Origin of the sequence: Allobosea sp. OK403 (genome assembly GCF_900113835.1) — a bacterium.
Taxonomy (GTDB): domain Bacteria; phylum Pseudomonadota; class Alphaproteobacteria; order Rhizobiales; family Beijerinckiaceae; genus Allobosea.
This window is the reverse complement of record NZ_FOQV01000003.1, coordinates 841,880-859,464: the sequence shown is the minus strand read 5'-3', so window position 1 is coordinate 859,464 and position 17,585 is coordinate 841,880. Positions and strand designations below refer to the sequence as shown.

The 17,585-nt window shown below is 65.4% G+C and carries 16 protein-coding genes; 7 read left to right on the top strand and 9 right to left on the bottom strand.

What is annotated here, in order from left to right:
* The first annotated feature begins 93 nt into the window (after positions 1 to 93).
* On the top strand, positions 94 to 2,259 hold the full coding sequence (locus tag BMZ97_RS15270; RefSeq protein WP_175525569.1) for a protein-disulfide reductase DsbD family protein: 2,166 nt from the start codon (positions 94 to 96) through the stop codon (positions 2,257 to 2,259).
* A gap of 31 nt (positions 2,260 to 2,290) precedes the next feature.
* Positions 2,291 to 2,932 carry a thioredoxin family protein gene (locus tag BMZ97_RS15265; protein WP_092170882.1) on the top strand — a complete coding sequence of 214 codons (642 nt, stop codon included), beginning with the start codon at positions 2,291 to 2,293 and terminating at the stop codon, positions 2,930 to 2,932.
* Between the two features lie 266 nt (positions 2,933 to 3,198).
* On the opposite strand, the gene BMZ97_RS15260 is transcribed toward BMZ97_RS15265, so the two are convergent.
* From BMZ97_RS15260 to ugpB, 5 genes are all read right to left on the bottom strand, one after another.
* Positions 3,199 to 4,275 (bottom strand): sn-glycerol-3-phosphate import ATP-binding protein UgpC, encoded by a 1,077-nt coding sequence (locus tag BMZ97_RS15260; protein ID WP_092170879.1) that lies wholly within the window; start codon positions 4,273 to 4,275, stop codon positions 3,199 to 3,201.
* A 95-nt stretch (positions 4,276 to 4,370) separates the two neighbouring features.
* Positions 4,371 to 5,219 carry a sn-glycerol-3-phosphate ABC transporter permease UgpE gene (ugpE, locus tag BMZ97_RS15255; protein ID WP_092171500.1) on the bottom strand — a complete coding sequence of 283 codons (849 nt, stop codon included), beginning with the start codon at positions 5,217 to 5,219 and terminating at the stop codon, positions 4,371 to 4,373.
* Between the two features lie 96 nt (positions 5,220 to 5,315).
* Positions 5,316 to 5,873 (bottom strand): hypothetical protein, encoded by a 558-nt coding sequence (locus BMZ97_RS15250; protein WP_092170876.1) that lies wholly within the window; start codon positions 5,871 to 5,873, stop codon positions 5,316 to 5,318.
* Positions 5,873 to 6,754, bottom strand: coding sequence for a sn-glycerol-3-phosphate ABC transporter permease UgpA (gene ugpA / locus BMZ97_RS15245; RefSeq protein WP_092170872.1), 882 nt, complete (start codon positions 6,752 to 6,754; stop codon positions 5,873 to 5,875). The genes BMZ97_RS15250 and ugpA overlap by 1 nt, the downstream gene beginning before the upstream one ends.
* A gap of 133 nt (positions 6,755 to 6,887) precedes the next feature.
* On the bottom strand, positions 6,888 to 8,210 hold the full coding sequence (gene ugpB, locus BMZ97_RS15240) for a sn-glycerol-3-phosphate ABC transporter substrate-binding protein UgpB (protein ID WP_092170869.1): 1,323 nt from the start codon (positions 8,208 to 8,210) through the stop codon (positions 6,888 to 6,890).
* Between the two features lie 268 nt (positions 8,211 to 8,478).
* Between ugpB and BMZ97_RS15235 the strand changes: the two genes are divergently transcribed.
* From BMZ97_RS15235 to BMZ97_RS15225, 3 genes are all read left to right on the top strand, one after another.
* Positions 8,479 to 9,654, top strand: a complete 1,176-nt coding sequence (locus BMZ97_RS15235) for a fumarylacetoacetate hydrolase family protein (protein ID WP_092170866.1) — start codon at positions 8,479 to 8,481, stop codon at positions 9,652 to 9,654.
* Positions 9,651 to 10,586, top strand: coding sequence for a carbohydrate kinase family protein (locus tag BMZ97_RS15230; protein ID WP_175525568.1), 936 nt, complete (start codon positions 9,651 to 9,653; stop codon positions 10,584 to 10,586). The genes BMZ97_RS15235 and BMZ97_RS15230 overlap by 4 nt, the downstream gene beginning before the upstream one ends.
* A 103-nt stretch (positions 10,587 to 10,689) precedes the next feature.
* The gene (locus tag BMZ97_RS15225) at positions 10,690 to 11,700 is read left to right on the top strand and encodes a proline racemase family protein (protein WP_092170859.1); all 1,011 of its coding nucleotides are present in this window, start codon (positions 10,690 to 10,692) and stop codon (positions 11,698 to 11,700) included.
* Positions 11,701 to 11,817: 117 nt separating this feature from the next.
* Here the strand turns inward: BMZ97_RS15225 and BMZ97_RS15220 are convergent, their stop codons facing one another.
* A complete protein-coding gene (locus BMZ97_RS15220; RefSeq protein ID WP_244546446.1) occupies positions 11,818 to 12,720 on the bottom strand; it encodes a methylated-DNA--[protein]-cysteine S-methyltransferase in 903 nt (300 codons plus the stop codon).
* 354 nt (positions 12,721 to 13,074) lie between these two features.
* Here BMZ97_RS15220 and BMZ97_RS15215 point away from each other — a divergent pair, with 354 nt between their 5' ends.
* Positions 13,075 to 13,992 (top strand): alpha/beta fold hydrolase, encoded by a 918-nt coding sequence (locus tag BMZ97_RS15215; RefSeq protein ID WP_092170856.1) that lies wholly within the window; start codon positions 13,075 to 13,077, stop codon positions 13,990 to 13,992.
* Positions 13,993 to 14,037: 45 nt separating this feature from the next.
* Here BMZ97_RS15215 and BMZ97_RS15210 read toward each other — a convergent pair whose 3' ends face one another.
* Positions 14,038 to 14,577 carry a DUF2244 domain-containing protein gene (locus BMZ97_RS15210; RefSeq protein ID WP_244546418.1) on the bottom strand — a complete coding sequence of 180 codons (540 nt, stop codon included), beginning with the start codon at positions 14,575 to 14,577 and terminating at the stop codon, positions 14,038 to 14,040.
* A gap of 20 nt (positions 14,578 to 14,597) precedes the next feature.
* On the opposite strand from BMZ97_RS15210, the gene nth reads away from it, so the two are divergent.
* Positions 14,598 to 15,299: an endonuclease III gene (nth, locus tag BMZ97_RS15205; protein WP_092170853.1), complete on the top strand. Its 702-nt coding sequence runs from the start codon at positions 14,598 to 14,600 to the stop codon at positions 15,297 to 15,299.
* A gap of 195 nt (positions 15,300 to 15,494) precedes the next feature.
* On the opposite strand, the gene BMZ97_RS15200 is transcribed toward nth, so the two are convergent.
* Together BMZ97_RS15200 and BMZ97_RS15195 are read right to left on the bottom strand one after the other, a co-directional pair.
* Positions 15,495 to 15,869: an SPW repeat protein gene (locus BMZ97_RS15200; protein ID WP_244546417.1), complete on the bottom strand. Its 375-nt coding sequence runs from the start codon at positions 15,867 to 15,869 to the stop codon at positions 15,495 to 15,497.
* Between the two features lie 198 nt (positions 15,870 to 16,067).
* Positions 16,068 to 17,426 (bottom strand): esterase-like activity of phytase family protein, encoded by a 1,359-nt coding sequence (locus tag BMZ97_RS15195; protein ID WP_092170850.1) that lies wholly within the window; start codon positions 17,424 to 17,426, stop codon positions 16,068 to 16,070.
* Positions 17,427 to 17,585: the final 159 nt, after the last annotated feature.

Below are 17,585 nucleotides of genomic sequence, written 5' to 3'. Positions count from 1 at the left end.
ACGCCTCTTCCCGGCATCACCGGCTTGTCATTGGCTCTGTGGGGCAAAGTCGGGCATCTGGAGGGAATATCGGATAGGATGACGACCTGGCCCATGGCTCAGACCTCTCGACAAGGCTTCCTGCACAACGCCGTGCTGGCGCTTGCGTTGATCGCGCCGGCGCTCGCCATCGCGGCTGAGTCGGCGCCCATCAGCTCGCCGCGCGTCACGGCGACGCTGCTGTCGAGCCGCGATGCCGTCCAGCCGGGCGAGCGCTTCCAGGTCGCGCTCGTCCAGAAGATCGCCAGGGGCTGGCACACCTATTGGCAGAACCCCGGCGATTCCGGTGAGGCGACGCGCATCGACTGGACGCTGCCGGCCGGCATGACGGCGGGCGATATCCGCTGGCCCGCGCCCAAGGCGCTCCCGGTCGAGCCGCTGGTCAATTTCGGCTTCGAGGGCACGCTGCTGCTGCCAGTCGAGATCGCCGTGCCCGAGAGCGCCAGGCCCGGCGAGCGGGTGACGCTGAAGGCCAATGCGACCTGGCTTGTCTGCGAGAAGATCTGCATCCCGGAGGAGGGCGCCTTTACGCTCGACCTGCCGGTCGAGGCGGCGGCGATCGTCGATGAGAATGCCCAGTCGCGCATCGATGCGACCGTCGCTGCCTTGCCGCAGCCGGCCGGTTTCAAGGCGAAGCTGACGAGCGATGGCGACAGGCTCGCGCTCTCGCTGCCGGGCCTGGGCGCGGAGGCGCGCGACATCCGCTTCTTCCCACTCTCCGACACGCTGATCGAGCATGCCGCGCCGCAACCCGCCACGCCCGCCGCCAATGGCGTGAGCCTGCAGCTTGCCCGCTCCAGCGCGTTCAAGCTCGAGAACGCGGAACTCTCCGGCGTCGTCACCTTCAAGGACGGCGGCCTGCCGCGCGCGCTTGCGGTGACAGTCGAGGCCGAGCCCACCTTGCTGACTACCGCGGCGGGGGCAAGCGCAGCGCCGCGCCCGGCCGTGGTGCGGCTGCCGGTTCCGGTCGAAGGCGCCGACCTGACGCTCTGGGCTGCGCTCGCCTTCGCCTTCGCGGGCGGGCTGATCCTCAACCTGATGCCCTGCGTGCTGCCGGTGCTGTTCATCAAGGCGCTCGGCTTCGCGCAATTGGCGCGGGCGCATCGCGACGAGGTTCGCGAGCAGGGCGTGCTCTTCCTCAGCGGCGTGGTCGTGACCTTCATGATCCTGGCCGGCATCGTCGTCGGCTTCGCGGCGCTCGGCACCAGCATCGGTTGGGGGTTCCAATTGCAATCGCCGCCCCTGGTCATCGGCCTTGCCGTCATCATGACGCTGATCGGCTTCAACCTGCTGGGTGCCTTCGAGGTCGGAACTTCCGCTGGCGGCGTAGGCCAGGACCTCGCCGGCCGGCGCGGCCGCCTGGGCGCTTTCATGACCGGCGCGCTCGCCGTCGTGGTCGCGACGCCCTGCACGGCCCCCTTCATGGGCGCGGCGGTGGGCTATGCGGTGACGCAGCCCCCTGCCATGGGCCTCGCCGTCTTCCTGGCGCTGGCGCTCGGCTTCGCTTTGCCGGTCCTGGCGCTCTCCTTCGCGCCCGGCTTGCTGCGCCTGCTGCCCAGGCCCGGCCGCTGGATGGTGATCCTGAAACAAGCCTTCGCCTTCCCGATGTTCGCGACCGCGATCTGGCTGGTCTGGGTCGCCTCGGTGCAGGCCGGCCCCGGCGGCGTCCTGGCCGCGCTGATCGCGGTGCTGGCCGCGGGCTTCATCGTCTGGCTCGTCGGCATCACGCGCGGCGCAGGCCGGGTGCGCCTGGCCGCCTCGGGTCTTGCCGCGCTGGTCGCGCTTGGCGCCGGCTGGTTCGTGCTGCAGAGCGCCGTGCCCAGCGCCACCAGCGAGGCGCGCGCCGGCGATATCCAGGCCTGGACAGCTGAGCGCGTCGCAGGCCTGCAAGCCGAGGGCAAACCCGTCTTCGTCAATTTCACTGCCGCCTGGTGCATCACCTGCCTGGCGAATGAGCGCGTCGCGCTCTCGCGGCAGGAGGTCAAGGACGCCTTCGCCGAATTGAAGGTCACCTCCCTCAAGGCAGACTGGACCAACCGCAATTCCGCGATCGCCCAGGCGCTGGCCGAGCAGGGCCGCGCCGGTGTGCCGCTCTATCTGTTCTATCCCGGCGAGAAGGATGCGCAGCCCGAGATCCTGCCGCAATTGCTGACGCCCGACATGCTGGTTACGGCTGCCCGCCGTGCCGCCGGCAAGGAGATCAAGACCGCCTCCCGTTGAGAGTTCCCAACCCCGAAGACGGAGACACCCCATGAAAGCCAGCCTGTCCCGACAGAGTTTCATCGCCGGCCTTGCTCTCGCCGGCCTTTCGCTGAGCGCAGGCTCCGTCCTGGCGCAGGGTGCCGCGAAGATCGGCCAGCCCGCACCAGCCTTCCAGGCTGTCGATGCCGACGGCAAGACGCGCAATCTCTCGGAATTCGCCGGCAAGACCGTGATCCTGGAATGGACCAATGCCGACTGCCCCTATGTCCGCAAGCACTACAACAGCGCCACCATGCAGACACTGCAGAAGGACATGGCCAAGGAGGGCATCGTCTGGCTCTCGGTCGTGTCCTCGCCGGTCGGCGAGCAGGGTTATGTCGACGGCACTGCGGCCAAGGAATTGACGACGAAGCGCGATGCAGCGCCGGCCGCCGTGCTGCTCGACCCCAACAGCAAGGTGGCGCGCGCTTATGGAGCGACGACGACGCCGCATATGTACATCGTAGATCCCAAGGGCACGCTCGCCTATATGGGCGCGATCGACGACAAGCCCTCATCGAACCCGGCGAGCCTCAACGGCGCCAAGAGCTATGTCCGGCAGGCCGTGGCCGAGCTGAAGGCCGGCAAGCCGGTCAGCGAGGCGGCCACCAAATCCTATGGCTGCGCGGTGAAATACGCGCCGCTGAGCTGAGGGAATCTCGACGCAGAACCTTTGGCCGGAAGCACCGGATCCGCGACGCATCTTCCCTTCTCCCGGATGGGAGAAGGTGGCGCGGAGCGCCGGATGAGGGTGTGCCCTTTCAGTAGAAGGCGCCGCGGCGCGGTTGCGCCCCAACAATTAGCGGCGGGCCCTCATCCCTGCCCTTCTCCCACAGGGGAGAAGGGTTCCCCGCGCCCTTCTCGTCATGCTCGGGTAGACCTCGGCGATCAAGGACCAGGAGAGAGGGGTTCCTGCGCCTACCGCCCCAGCCGGCCACCCGTCTGCACGTCGAAGACATGCACCCGGTCTGGGTTAACCGTGATCCAGAGACGGCCAGCCTGGGCCGAAACCACATCGGTTGCCGCCTGCATCACGAAGGGCAAGCCGGCGAGCTTGCCGTGGAAGAGCTGTGTTGCCCCTAATTCCTCGATGAACTCGACATCGAAGGGCAATGAGCCGGCTTCGCCTTCCCCCGCGATCTCGACATCCTCGGGCCGCAGGCCGACCTCGACGGGAGAACCGGCCGCCAGATCCTCGCGCAGGTCGCGCGCCTCAAGGATCGCTTCGCCGAGCGCGACGATGCCGGGCCCATCGATCGTTCCAGGCAGGATGTTCATCGGCGGCGAACCGATGAAGGTTGCGACGAATTTGCTCGCCGGCTTCTTGTAGACCTCCGCCGGCAGGCCGATCTGCTCGACCTGGCCGCCATTCATCACCACGAGCTTGTCCGAGAGCGTCATCGCCTCGACCTGGTCATGGGTGACGTAGATCGCGGTGACGCCGAGCGCGCGCTGCAGCTTCTTGATCTCAACGCGCATCTGCACGCGCAATTTGGCGTCGAGATTGGAGAGCGGCTCGTCGAACAGGAAGACCTGCGGCTTGCGCACGATGGCGCGGCCCATGGCGACGCGCTGGCGCTGGCCGCCCGAGAGCTGCTTGGGACGCCGGTCGAGCAGAGCCTCGATCGCGAGGATGCGCGCGGCCTCCTTCACGCGGGCGTCGATCTCGTCCTTGGGCGTGCCGAGATTGCGCAGGCCATAGGCCATGTTGTCGTAGACGCTCATATGCGGATAGAGCGCGTAGTTCTGGAATACCATGGCGATGTCGCGCTCGGCCGGGCCGATCTGGTTGACGACGCGATTGCCGATGGTGACCTCGCCCGACGAGATCGTCTCCAGCCCCGCGACCATGCGCAGCAATGTGGATTTGCCGCAGCCGGACGGGCCGACGAGCACGCAGAAGCCGCCATCGGGGATGTCGAACGACACGCCCTTCACGGCTTCGACGCCGCCGAAATAGACTTTTTTGACGTTGGTGAGGGTGACTTGGGCCATCTAGTCCTCGGCAATGGGCAGTCGGCAGTAGGCAGTGGGGATGATGGAGGTTCGCGCCAATCGACTGCCTACTGCCGATTGCCGACTGCCGAAGCTCACTTCTCCGTCTCCACCAGGCCCTTCACGAAGAGCCTCTGCATCAGGATGACGACGAGCACCGGCGGCAGCATCGCCAGCATGGCGGTGGCCATGGCGAGCTGCCATTCGGTGAGCGCATCGGAGGTGACGATCATTTTCTTGATGCCGATGACAATGGTTTGCATCGAGTCCTTCGTCGTCACCAGGAGCGGCCAGAGATACTGGTTCCAGCCATAGATGAACTGGATCACGAACAAGGCCGCGATCGTCGTCATCGAGAGCGGTATCACCGTGTCCTTGAAGAAGCGGAACGGCCCGGCATTGTCGATCCGGGAGGCTTCGAGCAATTCGTCGGGGATCGTCATGAAGAACTGGCGGAACAGCAGCGTGCCGGTGGCCGAGGCGATCAGCGGCACGGCGAGGCCCTGATAGCTGTCGAGCATGTTGAGGTCGGAGACGACCTTGAAGGTCGGGAAGATGCGCACCTCGACCGGCAGCATCAGCGTGACGAAGATGATCCAGAACGCCGCCATCCGGAACGGGAAGCGGTAATAGACGATGGCATAGGCCGAGAGCACCGAGATGAAGATCTTTCCCAGCGCGATCGCCATCGCCATGATGAAGGAGTTCAGCATCATCCCGGCAACCGGCTCGCGCGTCGTGCCCGAGGTGCCGACGAACAGGATGCGGTGGTAGTTCTCCAGGAAATACGGCCCCGGCCAGAGCGGCAGCTTGCCGTTGATGATGGTCGAGGCGTCCCAGGTCGAGGCGACGAAGGTCAGCCAGACCGGGAAGGCGACGATCAGGACCCCGATCGTCAGGATGATATAGGCGATCGCATCGCCCAGGCGGCGGTCTTCGACCATCAGGCCCATACCTCTGTCTTGCAAAGCCATTGCGCCAAGGCTTCGACGCAGGCGTTCACGATGGCTTCGTCTCTTTCGATCAAGCCGATCACGCGCTCAGCTCCGTGGTTTCGTCATGGTGGCAAAGAACCGTTCGAGCAGCGGGGGTGCGGCCTCCTGCGTCGCACTGATCTCCTTGCCCTCATCCAGCACCGAGAAATGGTCGTAGACATAATGCCATTTCGGCGCCTGCCCGGCGTTTGCCGGCGCGGGCGGCGTGAGTTCATAGGCCTTCGTCGACAGCCGCCATCGTTTCGAACCGTCCCCGACGGGGTGGAACTGCAGGAAGAGCCGCAGCGCCTGCGGCCAGACGAAGGAGGGCGCTGCGCTGTTGGGCCCCAGCGAAAGCCCGGCCTCCGCCGCGCTGACGGCGATGAGCTTGATCGAGGCGGCTGCCGCTTGCCGCTCGGCTTCGCGGGAAGCGATGCCGCATGCTGTTGCGCCCCATGCCTCGCGCGAGGGCATGCAGAACAGGACGATGCCGGGCCAGGCGCCGATCATGCGAGCAGGCGAGGCAGGTGCAGTTTGAAGGGCCTGCGCATGGGCCGCCGCGATCAGGGTCGCCGATGCCGACATGAACCCGACGGACACAAGCCATGCGAGGCGCCGGCGCATCAATAGCTCACCTTGCGCTCGATGAAGCGGAACTGGATCGCCGTCATGCCGATCACCATGATCAGCAGGACGACCGATTGCGCCGCTGAGCCGCCCAGATTCGAACCACCCTTGCCATCGGAATAGACCTTGTAGACCAAGGTCTCCGTCGCCCCCGAAGGTCCGCCGCCGGAGATCGTGTCGATGATGCCGAAGGTGTCGAAGAAGACATAGACGATGTTGACCGTCAGCAGGAAAAACGTCGTCGGCGAGAGCAGCGGGAAGATGATCGTCCAGAAGCGGCGCATCGGCTTGGCCCCGTCGATCACAGCCGCCTCGATCACGCTTTTGGGGATCGATTGCAGGCCGGCGAGGAAGAACAGGAAATTGTAGCTGATCTGCTTCCAGGTCGCGGCCAGGATCACCAGCGTCATCGCGTCATTGCCGTTGAGGCGCGGGTTCCAGGCTATGCCGAGACTGTTGAGGCCGCGCGCCAGCATGCCCAGCGAGGGGTCGAACATGAAAATCCAGAGCACGCCGGCCACAGCCGGCGCGACCGCATAGGGCCAGATCAGCAATGTCTTGTAGATCTCGGCGCCCCTGATCTGCCGGTCGGCCATCACGGCGAAGAGCAGCGCGATCGACAGCGAGAGCACGCAGACGAAGGAGGAGAAGATCGCGGTGTTGATCAGCGCCTTGTAGTAGCCGGGATCGGCGAACAGATCGCGATAGTTCTCGAACCAGACGAATTCGGTCGAGGTGCCGAAGGCGTCCTGCAGCAGGAAGCTCTGCCAGACCGCCTGGCTCGCCGGCCAGTAGAAGAACAGCACGGTGATCACCAGCTGCGGCGTGAGCAGCAGGACCGGAATCGTCAGGCCGCTGAAATAAGCGTTCTTCTGCATTGTTCATCCAGCTTACGCCGTCGTCCCGGGCGACCGCAGGGAGACCCGGGACCCATTCCGGAACGGTTCAGGAATGGGTCCCGGGTCTTCGCTTCGCTACGCCCGGGACGACGATGTGATTGTCATCAAACGCTCAACGCGCCGCAGTGCGCTCGAACTGGCGCAGCATCTGGTTGCCGCGCTCGACGGCTGCATCCAGCGCCGCCTTCGGCGTCTTCTGCCCGTTCAGCGCCGCCTCGATCTCCTCCGACCAGATGTCGCGGATCTGGACTAGGCTGCCGAAGCGCAGCCCGCGCGAATTCTCGGTCGGCTCCTTGTTGGTCAGCTCCAGGATCGGCGTCTCGAGATAGGGCTTGTCCTTGTAGAAGCCGGACGCCTTGACCTTCTCATAGGCCGCCTTGGTGATCGGCAGATAGCCGGACTCTGTGTGCAGCTTCACCTGGCGGTCGACATCCGACAGGAAGGTGAAGAACTTGGCGACGCCCTTGTATTCGTCGGCCTTCTTGCCGCCCATCACCCACAGCGAAGCGCCGCCGATGATCGAGTTCTGCGGCGCGCCCGTGGCTTCGGGGTAATACGGCATCGGCGCATTGGCCCAGTCGAACTTGGCGTTCGCCTTGACGTTGCCGAAGAAGCCCGAGGAGGTCAGCATGATCGGGCATTCGCCCGAGGTGAAGCGGCCTTCGCCATTATTGGTGCGGCCGGAATAATCGTAGGTCTTGTCCTTCTGCAGCTCGACCAGATTGGTCAGGTGCTTGACGAAGAGAGGGCTGTTGAAGTTCAGCACGGAGTCGAAGCCGTCGAGCCCATTGGCCTTGGTGGCGATCGGGATGTTGTGCCAGGCGCCGAACTGCTCGATGTTGGCCCAGGTCGCCCAGGCATTGGTGAAGCCGCATTTATCCCAGCCGGCCGCCTTCAGTTTTTTGCCGGCCTCGAACACCTCGGGCCAGGTCTTGGGCGGCGCATCGGGGTTCAGGCCCGCCTTCTTGAAGGCGTCCTTGTTGTACCACATCACCATCGAGGAGGAGTTGAACGGCATCGAGAGCATGTCGCCCTTGGCCGTCGAATAATAGCCGGTGATCGCAGGCAGATAGGCCTTCGGATCGAATGCTTCGCCGGCTTCCTTCATCAATTCGAAGACGGGCTTGATCGCGCCCTTGGCCGACATCATCGTGCCGGTACCGACTTCGAAGACCTGCAGGATATGTGGCGCGGTGCCGGCGCGGAAGGCGGCGATGCCGGCATTCAGCGTGTCGGGATAGGAGCCCTTATAGGCGGGAACGACCTTGTAGTCCTTCTGCGAGGCGTTGAAATCCTCGGCGAGCTTCACCACCACGTCGTTGTTGGCGCCGGTCAGCGCGTGCCACCATTGGATCTCTGTCTGCGCCAGGGCAGGCGCTGCGCCCGCGAGCACGAAAGCGGCGGCCGAGATCAGGATCGTCGATTTCACTGTCATTGATGTCGTCTCCCTTATCCACCCTTGCGCGCGGCATGGCGGCTCTTGTCGTTGGTGCGCAAGCTAGCATGAAGCGCAGGTGACGTTTCAACGACAAAAGGATGACGCTCGCCAAGGGGCGGCCCGGCGATTTCCCAGTCTTGCGCCTCGAAATCTCGCTGGCGCGGCATCCTCGGGGTGAAGGCCCATGCGCCGGACGGGGCTTGCGCAAATGGCTGGAAGCGGCTGTTCTCCGCACCCCACTCTGCCGTGCCGATGGAACATCACGATGACGCTCGCCCTGACGCCTGAAAACACTTTGCCGGCGGACGCTGCAACCGCTGCGCTTGCCGGCCGTGCCTGGTTGCCGGATGTCGCTGGCCCGGCCGTCGTGGTCCTGCGGGAGGGAGAGCTCGTCGATGTCACCCGCGCCTTCCCGACCATGCGCGATCTCTGCGAGGCGCCCGACCCGGCCGCTGCGTTGAAGGCCGCGAAGGGGGAGGCGATCGGCTCGCTAGCCGAGATTCTGGCGAACACGCCGATAGACGGGCGCAACCCGTCAAAGCCCTGGCTGCTCTCGCCGCTCGACCTTCAGGCTGTGAAGGCGGCCGGCGTCACCTTTGCGGTCTCGATGCTGGAGCGTGTGATCGAGGAGAAGGCGCGCGGCAACCCGGCCGCTGCGGTGGCTATCCGCGAGGAGATCGGCAAGCTCATCGGCGACGATCTCTCCAAGCTCAAGCCCGGCTCGCCCGAAGCGATGCATCTCAAGGAGGTGCTGATCAAGCAGGGCGCCTGGAGCCAGTATCTCGAGGTCGGCATCGGGCCTGACGCTGAGATCTTCACCAAGGCGCCGCCGATGTCCTCAGTCGGCACCGGCTTCGACGCCGGCCTCCATCCCGCCTCGACCTGGAACAACCCCGAGCCGGAGATCGTGCTGATCGTCGCCTCGACCGGCGCGATCGTCGGCGCGACGCTCGGCAACGACGTCAATCTGCGCGATGTCGAGGGTCGCTCGGCGCTGCTGCTCGGCAAGGCCAAGGACAATAATGCGGCAGCGGCGGTGGGCCCCTTCATCCGCCTCTTCGATGCCGGTTTCTCGCTCGATCATGTCCGCAAGACCACCGTCTCGCTGACGGTCAAGGGCGAGGACGGCTTCACATTGGAAGGCTCGTCCTCGATCGCGAAAATCAGCCGCGACCCCGCCGATCTCGCCAAGCAGATGCTCGGGCCGCACCACCAGTACCCGGATGGGGCTGCGCTCTATCTCGGCACCATGTTCGCGCCGATCAAGGATCGCGACACGGTCGGCGGCGGCTTCACCCATAAATACGGCGACATCGTCACCATCGCCGCGCCCGAACTTGGCGCGCTGGTCAACCGTATGCGCCGTACCGACGAGTGCGAACCCTGGACCTTCGGCGCCTCGCATCTGATGCGCAGCCTGGCCAAGCGCGGGCTGCTGTGACGCAAGGTGTGATCCTCGTCACCGGCGAGGCGATAGGCGATTTCATCCCGCGCGACGGCGAAGGTCGGCATTACGAGGCGGTGCTCGGCGGCTCCGGCTTCAACGCTGCGCTGGCGCTCGCTCGCTTCGGCGCAAGCGTCGCCTATTCAGGCGCGCTCTCGAGCGATGCGCTTGGCCGGCGCTTTCGCACAGCTCTTGCAAGCGAGGGCATCGATGCCAGCCTGGTTCGTGACAGCGCTCGTCCCAGCGCCATCGCGGTCGTCGCTCCGCTCGGGGCCGGAGGCGTTCCTGAATTCGGGCTTTATCTCGACGGTACGGCTCATGCCGAGCCGGAAGGGACGTCACGCTCCTGTCCTCCCGGTGTCATCCACCTGCACGCCACCTCCTTCGGTGCGACCGTCGGCGCGTCCGGCGCGGCGACGCTGGCGCTGATCGAGAGCGCGAAGGCGCAGGGCGCGAGCATCAGCTACGACGTCAATATTCGCGCCTCGGTGCTGCCCGAGCGGGCGGTCGCGACGGCGTTGATCGAACAGCGCATCGCGCTCGCAGACATCGTCAAGGTCAGTCTCGACGACCTCGCCTGGCTGCACCCGGACTGGCCGGCCGAGCAGGTCGTGGCGCATTGGCACGGGCTTGGTGCGGCATGCGTGCTGGTGACGCGCGGCGGCCAGGGCGCGTCCTGCCACAATGCCGATGGCCTGATCGAGAGCGCCGCGCCGTCCGTGGCCGTGGCCGATACGGTCGGAGCCGGTGACACCTTCATCGGCGGTGTCCTGGCGGTCTTGGCAATGCGCGGTCTGCTCGGGCAAAAGCTTGCATTGGCGACACGCGGCGATCTGCAAGCCGCGCTGGCTTTCGCCTGCGATGTTGCCGCCGACAGCTGCACGAGACCCGGTTGCGATCCGCCGCGCCGGAGTGCCGTTAGGGCATGATCGAATTTGCCGTCATTGCGAGCATAGCGAAGCAATCCAGGAGGGCTCGCGCTACGTCCCCTAGATTGCTTCGCTATGCTCGCAATGACGTTGGAGGAAAGCAATGCGCCTGAGCTATCTCGACTACCACACCTGCGGCGAGCCGGTCCGTATCGTCATTGGCGGCTATCCCGAGCTGACGGGCGCCACCCTTCTCGACAAGCGCAGGCAAGCCCGCGAGCAGCATGACCATCTCAGGCGCGCGATGATGCTGGAGCCGCGCGGCCATGCCGGCATGTATGGCGTCATCCCGGTCAAGGCGTCGCATCCCGATGCCGCCTTCGGCGTGCTGTTCACGCATAATGAAGGCTATTCGACCATGTGCGGTCACGCGACCATCGCGCTCGGCCGCTATGCGATCGAGCACGGGTTGGTGCCGGCGGTCGAGCCGGTGACGCGCTTTGCCATCGAGGCGCCTTGCGGGCTGGTCAGGCTTGCCTGCGAGGTCAAGAGCGGGAAGGTCGGCACCGTGACCTTCGAGAGCGTGCCGGCCTTCGTCCATGTTCGGGATCGGGTTGTCGGTGTGCCTGGCCTGGGGCCGGTCACCACCGACATTGCCTATGGCGGCGCCTTCTATTGCATCCTGCCGGCCTCTCGGCTGGGGCTCGACCTGTTCGAGACGCCGGTCGCGCGGATCGTCGAGGCGGCCGGCGCGCTCACCGACGCTGTCCGCGCCGGGCCGGCGATCACTCACCCGACCGAGCCCGATCTCGGCTTTCTCTACGGCACGATCGTCACCGACGAGGCCGGGCCTGACGAGACGAGTTTCAATCTCTGCGTCTTCGCCGAGCGCCAGATCGACCGCTCGCCGACGGGCTCGGGCGTCACCGCCCGGATGGCGCTGGATCATGCCAAGGGCCTGGTTGGCTCTGGCCGGACCCGGCTTTTCCGCAGCATCACTGGCGGCACATTCTCAGGGAGCGTCCTCGGCCATGCCGAATATCCGGCGCCGGGCGCCGTGACGGTCGCGGTTGGTGGCACCGGCCATTTCGCCGGCGAGGGGGTCTTCACCATCGAGGCCGACGACCCGCTCGGCTGGGGTTTCGAACTCCCGGCGCGCTTCGCGGAGATTTAGAGCGCTTTCGAGCGAAGCGGCGCCGGGGTGCGTGGCGATCGCGACGCATGTCGCTGCAAGGGCGCAAGCTTGTGGCGCTGGCGCCCTGCTGGGACATGTATCTGAAGCCGTAGCGGTTCAGCCGGCAACGCCCGCTGTCTGCCCGGCTTCCCAGCCCAGGATGGCGCGCTTGCGCGTCAGGCCCCAGTGATAGCCCGTCAGCGCGCCGGATTTCCCGATCACGCGATGGCAGGGCACGACGAAGGAGATCGGGTTCTTGCCAACCGCCATGCCGACGGCGCGCGCGGCGCTCGGCTTGCCGATATGGCTTGCGACGTCGCCATAGGTGGTGGCGCAGCCGACCGGGATCCTGAGCAGGGTCTCCCAGACCCGGACCTCGAAATCCGTGCCGATCAGCACGACGCGCAGTGGCGTCTCGGCCGACCAGGCGGCGGGGTCGAAAATGCGCCCCGCATAGGGTTTCGTCGCCATGGGATCGTAGTGGTAGTCGGCATGGGGCCAGCGCCGCATCATGTCGGCCAGCGCCTCGGCGCGGCCGCCGACGACCTTGCCGCCATCGACTGACGTCGAGACCCAGCCGAGCCCCGCCAGGCCGCGATCGGTTACGACGATCAGGGCTTCGCCGAAGGGTGAGGCATGGAAGCCATAAGACAATCGCAGGCCGCCGCCGCCGGCCTTCCATTCGCCCGGCGACATCGCCTCATGGGTGACGAAGAGATCGTGCAGCCGCCCGGGCCCGGACAGCCCGACCTCATAGGCCGTGTCGAGGATGCTGGCGGAGGCGCCGAGCAGGCCCTTGGCATGGTCGAGCGTGATCGCCTGCAGGAAGGCCTTGGGGGTAAGCCCGCACCAGCGCCGGAAGAGATGGTGGACATCGGTCGGCGTCGCACCGGCAGCTTCGGCGATCGCCTCGATCGTCGGCTGCTCGCGCCATGTCGCGGTGATGAAGGCCAGGATCCGGCGCACCGTGTCGTAATCGGAACCCGGCGCGGTCGAGGGAAAATCGGCCTCGGCCGGCATGGCCTCGGTGGCGCGCGCCAGCACGGCGTTGGTGAAGCGTGTCGGGGTCATCGCACCGAGCTTCTGGATATGAGCGGTCATGGGATCAACCTCGCATCGAATGTCATGATGCGAAACTAGGGATGCAAGGGGAGGGACTCCACCCGAAAGCTGGCAAGATAGGGCGGGCCGGCCGCATCAGGCTGCTGAGACCGGCGGCTCGTCGAGCAGGCTCATGGCGCGGTTTCATCATTGTGCGCCCATTGCGAAAGCCAGCTTCGCTTATTCTGCGTCTATACTTGACAATGCGGCAGGGGCATTGTTCTGGCGTGCTATTTTGAGCGTCCGCTCGCGTAGTCATTGGAAGGAACCGAGATGTTTCGCATTCTGGCCGCCATTGTCGGCGTCGTTCTGCTGGCAATGCCCGCATCGGCGCAGGTCGCCCCGTTTCCCCCGGCTTTTCGCATCCAGGAGATCGCGAGCAACGGCACGACCATTCATGTCCGCATCGGCGGCAAGGGCCCGGCCGTGGTTCTGTTGCACGGTTATGGCGAGACCGGCGATATGTGGGCGCCATTGGCGGCCGATCTCGTCCGTGACCACACCGTCATCGTTCCAGACCTGCGTGGCATGGGCCTCTCGTCCAAGCCCAAGGGCGGTTTCGACAAGAAGACACAGGGCGGCGATGTTGCCGGTGTCCTCGACGCGCTCAAGATCGAGAAGACGGATCTGGTCACCCATGACATCGGCAATATGGTCGGCTACGCCTTCGCCGCCCTGCACCGCGACCGTGTGACGAAGTTCGTCTTGATCGACGCACCCTTGCCGGGGGTCGGTCCCTGGGAGGAGATCCTCAAGAACCCGCTGCTCTGGCATTTCCGCTTCGGCGGGCCCGATATGGAGCGGCTCGTCGCTGGCCGCGAGCGCATCTATCTCGACCGGTTCTGGAACGAGTTCTCCGCAACGCCGAGCCGCTTCACCGAGGCCTCACGCCGGCATTACGCCGCGCTCTATGCCAAGCCGGGCGCGATGCATGCGGGCTTCGCGCAGTTCGCCGCCTTCGATCAGGATGCGATCGACAACAAGGCTTTCCTGGCAGCGGGCAAGCTGACCATGCCTGTATTGGCACTGGGCGGCGAGAAATCCTTCGGGCTGACCATGGCCGAGGTGATGAAATTCGCGGCCAGCAATGTTCAAGGCGCGATCGTCCCCGATTCCGGGCACTGGATCATGGAGGAAAATCCGGCTGCGACCACCAAATTGGTCCGGACGTTCCTCGACGCCAAGCCCTGACCGAGCTGGTTCAGAGCGCCTCGATCCCGTTTTTCGCAAAAGCCTCTAGGCGGGCCCGAAATCCGGGCCGCGCCTCGCGCTCGCGAGCGCTGCGCCGAGAGCGTCCGCAAAGCCTTCGCGCTCGCTCGGCGACAGCGCTCCCGCGACCGCGACGCTCTGCCCGCGCGAGACCAGGCTGAGCCGCAGCAGGCCGTAATCCTCGTCCTCCTGGCGCTCGAGCTTGGTCCAGGCCGGGTTGAAGCGCCAGACCGCCTCGCGGCCGTGATGCGAGACCTTGCGCAGCAGCACCTCGAGCGGCGTCACGATGATCCGTTCGAAGGCGCGCGCATGGCGGAAATTGACGTGGAAGGCGATGAACAAGGCCGCGACGTCGAGGCCGAAGAAGCCCGCCACCGGCCAGGCGCCAAGTACGACGAAGGGGATCGAGGAGACCACGCTGGAGAGGCAGACCAGCGTCATCACGATGCGGAAGCCGCTTTGCCCCAGCGAGCGATGCGGCGTGATCGTCGCGTCGAAGACGGGACGCTCGGCCACCATGGCCGAGGCGTCGCCGGTCGCGGCTGAATCGGACTTGCCGGGGTTCATGGTCCAATTATAACGCCTCGATGATGCAAGAGAACAGGCCCAAACGCCGCGCGCCCGCCGCCCCCGGGATCACGAAGCCGCGCGCGCGCAGCGCCGCCGAGATCAGCGAGATTTTCGAGCGTTTCCGCGCCGCTGAGCCTGAGCCCAAGGGCGAGCTCGAACATGTCAACGCCTTCACGCTTCTGGTCGCCGTTGTGCTCTCCGCGCAGGCGACCGATGCAGGCGTCAACAAGGCGACGCGCAAGCTCTTCGAGCTCGCCGATACGCCGGAAAAGATGCTGGCACTGGGCGAGGAGCGGGTGCGGGAGCTGGTCAAGACCATCGGCCTGTTCCGCACCAAGGCGAAGAACGTGATCGCGCTCTGCGAAAAGCTGATCGCCGAGTTCGGCAGCCAGGTGCCGGCCAATCGCGAGGCGCTGGAGACGCTGCCCGGCGTCGGCCGCAAGACCGCCAATGTCGTGCTCAACATGGCCTTCGGCGAGATCACCCACGCAGTCGATACCCATGTCTTCCGCGTCGCCAATCGCCTGCGTATCGCCCCGGGCAAGAACGTGCTGCAGGTCGAATTGGGGCTGGAGAAGGCGGTGCCGCGGGAGTTCGGCCGGCATGCCCATCACTGGCTGATCCTGCATGGCCGCTACACCTGCAAGGCGCTCAGGCCCGAATGCGGCCGCTGCCTGCTCGTCGATCTCTGCGATTCCGCGGATAAGCGCGTGGTGTGATCCTAGAGACGGATTCAGGTTTCAGACGGGATCAAAAAGTGATCCCGTCTGAAACCTGAATCCGTCTCTCATCAAAGAGTTAGAGCATGATGTCGTCCGAAAACCGGTTCCCACTTTTCGGCATCATGCTCTAGCGGACATGAAAAAAGCCCGTCGCCTCGCGGCGGCGGGCCATAGCATCAGGTCACGGCCCGGTCAGGCCGTGGCGTGTGGCTCGTGCCGATAGTCCCAGACCGCCCAGGCCGAGACCGCCGCCGTCAAGGCGCCCAGGATCATATGGGTCCAGAACGCGTTGAAGTTGCCGGTAAAGCCGAGCATCCAGGGGGCCGCCATCAGCCAGACGCCGAGCGCCAGGTTCACCCATTCCTCCCATTCGGCGAAGACCGAAAGCGCCGCGAAGGCCACCAGGGCGAGCGCCACGGCGACGATCCAGGCGTTTCGGGTGGGCATGGGGGAGCCCACGAAGCCGAAGATCCAGGGAGAGATGAACAGGCACGCGGCGAGGATGAGGTTGCACAAGTCCTGCGGCCGTCTGCCGTCCGTATTCGCGGTCAACATGATCACCTCCATGAGTGTCGATCATCCAAACCACTGCCCTCGCACATGGAGTGCTTGGTGCGTGCTAATATAATCCTGCGAAAATCGCTATTCAAGGGCAGGTTTCCCTAACGAACATGGCCGGCCAAAGGCCGGCCATGACTTGATCGGAGATTTTCAAGGCGCAGACTTACCTGTCCGCAACTTGAAGGATCAGGCGCGCGGCCCGACTCATTTCGCGTCGAGCAGTTCCTTCACCGAGAGCAGCACGAGCTCGTTGTCGTCGGCCTTCTTCGGGTCGCGCGAGGAGGAGAAGGGCAGGTTGTTGTCGTTGCCGACGACGATGATGCCGTTGGCGCGGTCGACCACATCGACGTTCTCGATGGTGAAGAAGGGGAAGGGCAGCACGCCGTCGATGGCGCCCTGGCGGGCTTTCTTGTCCGGGTCGGCGATCTTCATGAGGTCGATGAAGCCGACCTTGCGCACCGGCTTGCCGACATTGGCGTCGGTCATTTCGATCTTCACGATGCGCTTGAACTTGGCGAGGTCGTGGAAGCAGTCGGGGCCCTTCTGGCCGGCGGGGCAGGCCTTGTCGGCGGTGCCTTCGCCGTTATCTCTTTCGATAATGAGAGCTGTAGTTCCGTCAATCATGTTGAAGTCGCCGATGGCGAGGCCCTTCTGCTCCAGCGGGAAGAACCAGGAACGGCCGGTCCACTTCTCGGCGGCTACGTCGAATTCGAGGATGCGCAGCACCTCCTTGCCGTCGACCTCCTCATTGCCCTTGGTCTCGGCGTTCCACAGCGGGCCTTCCAGCAGCGGATAGAGGAAGCGGCCGTCGGGCGACTGCGCCATGCCCTCAAAGCCCTTGGAGCGGCGGACATTGAATTCGACCGGGAGGTTGGGCGCGTTGGGCGTCGTCACGGCGTAGTGGTCGGGCGAGCGGGCGGGCTTGCCGTCGACGAGCGTCTCGAGCACGGCCTCGACCTTGCCGTCGGCGTCGACGCGGATGAGATAGGGGCCGAACTCCTCGCCGATCCAGAATTTGCCGCCGATCGGCTGGATCGATTCCGGATCGAAATCCGCACCGGTCAGATAGCGCTTTTCCGTGCCCTCATGGACGATGCGGAAGGGGATCTTCTTGTCGGGGTCGTGCAGGAAGGTGGTCGCGGTCCGTTCGATCTTGCCGCTGGCGAAATCGGCCTTGAGGCGGTGGAAGAACAGCATCGCGTCCGGCGAATTCGCCTTGGCGCCGAAGCCGTTATCGGTCAGCACCAGGAACTCGCTATTGCCCAGCGAGCGGATGCCGGAGAAGCCCTGCACCGGCTGGCCGGCAAACGGCGTCGACAGGCCGGTCGGGCGCCCCCCTGAGGTGCCCATCACCGTGCCGACCGCCTCGACGCGCTTGCCGGGCGTGACGAACTTGCCGGAGACCTTGAGGTCGGCCGGCGCATCGGCTGGCGCGGCGATGACCGTGTTAGCCGGCAGCAGGGCATGGCCGGCGAGCTTGGCGGGGAATTCCTTCTGCGCATCCTGGGCGCCGGCGAGGATGGTCGATGACAGCAGCAAGGCTGCGACGAGGGACAGGCGCATGGAACGCTCCGGGCTGGGGTTGAAACACCCCGCTCGATTGGCCTTGCCGGATTTCAGCGCCGCGACGGTGGGATGACGGAGCGGTGACGGCCCATCTTTGTCATTCCGGGGCGCGCCGCAGGCGCGAACCCGGAACCCACGACTGGGCGCGATCTCCGA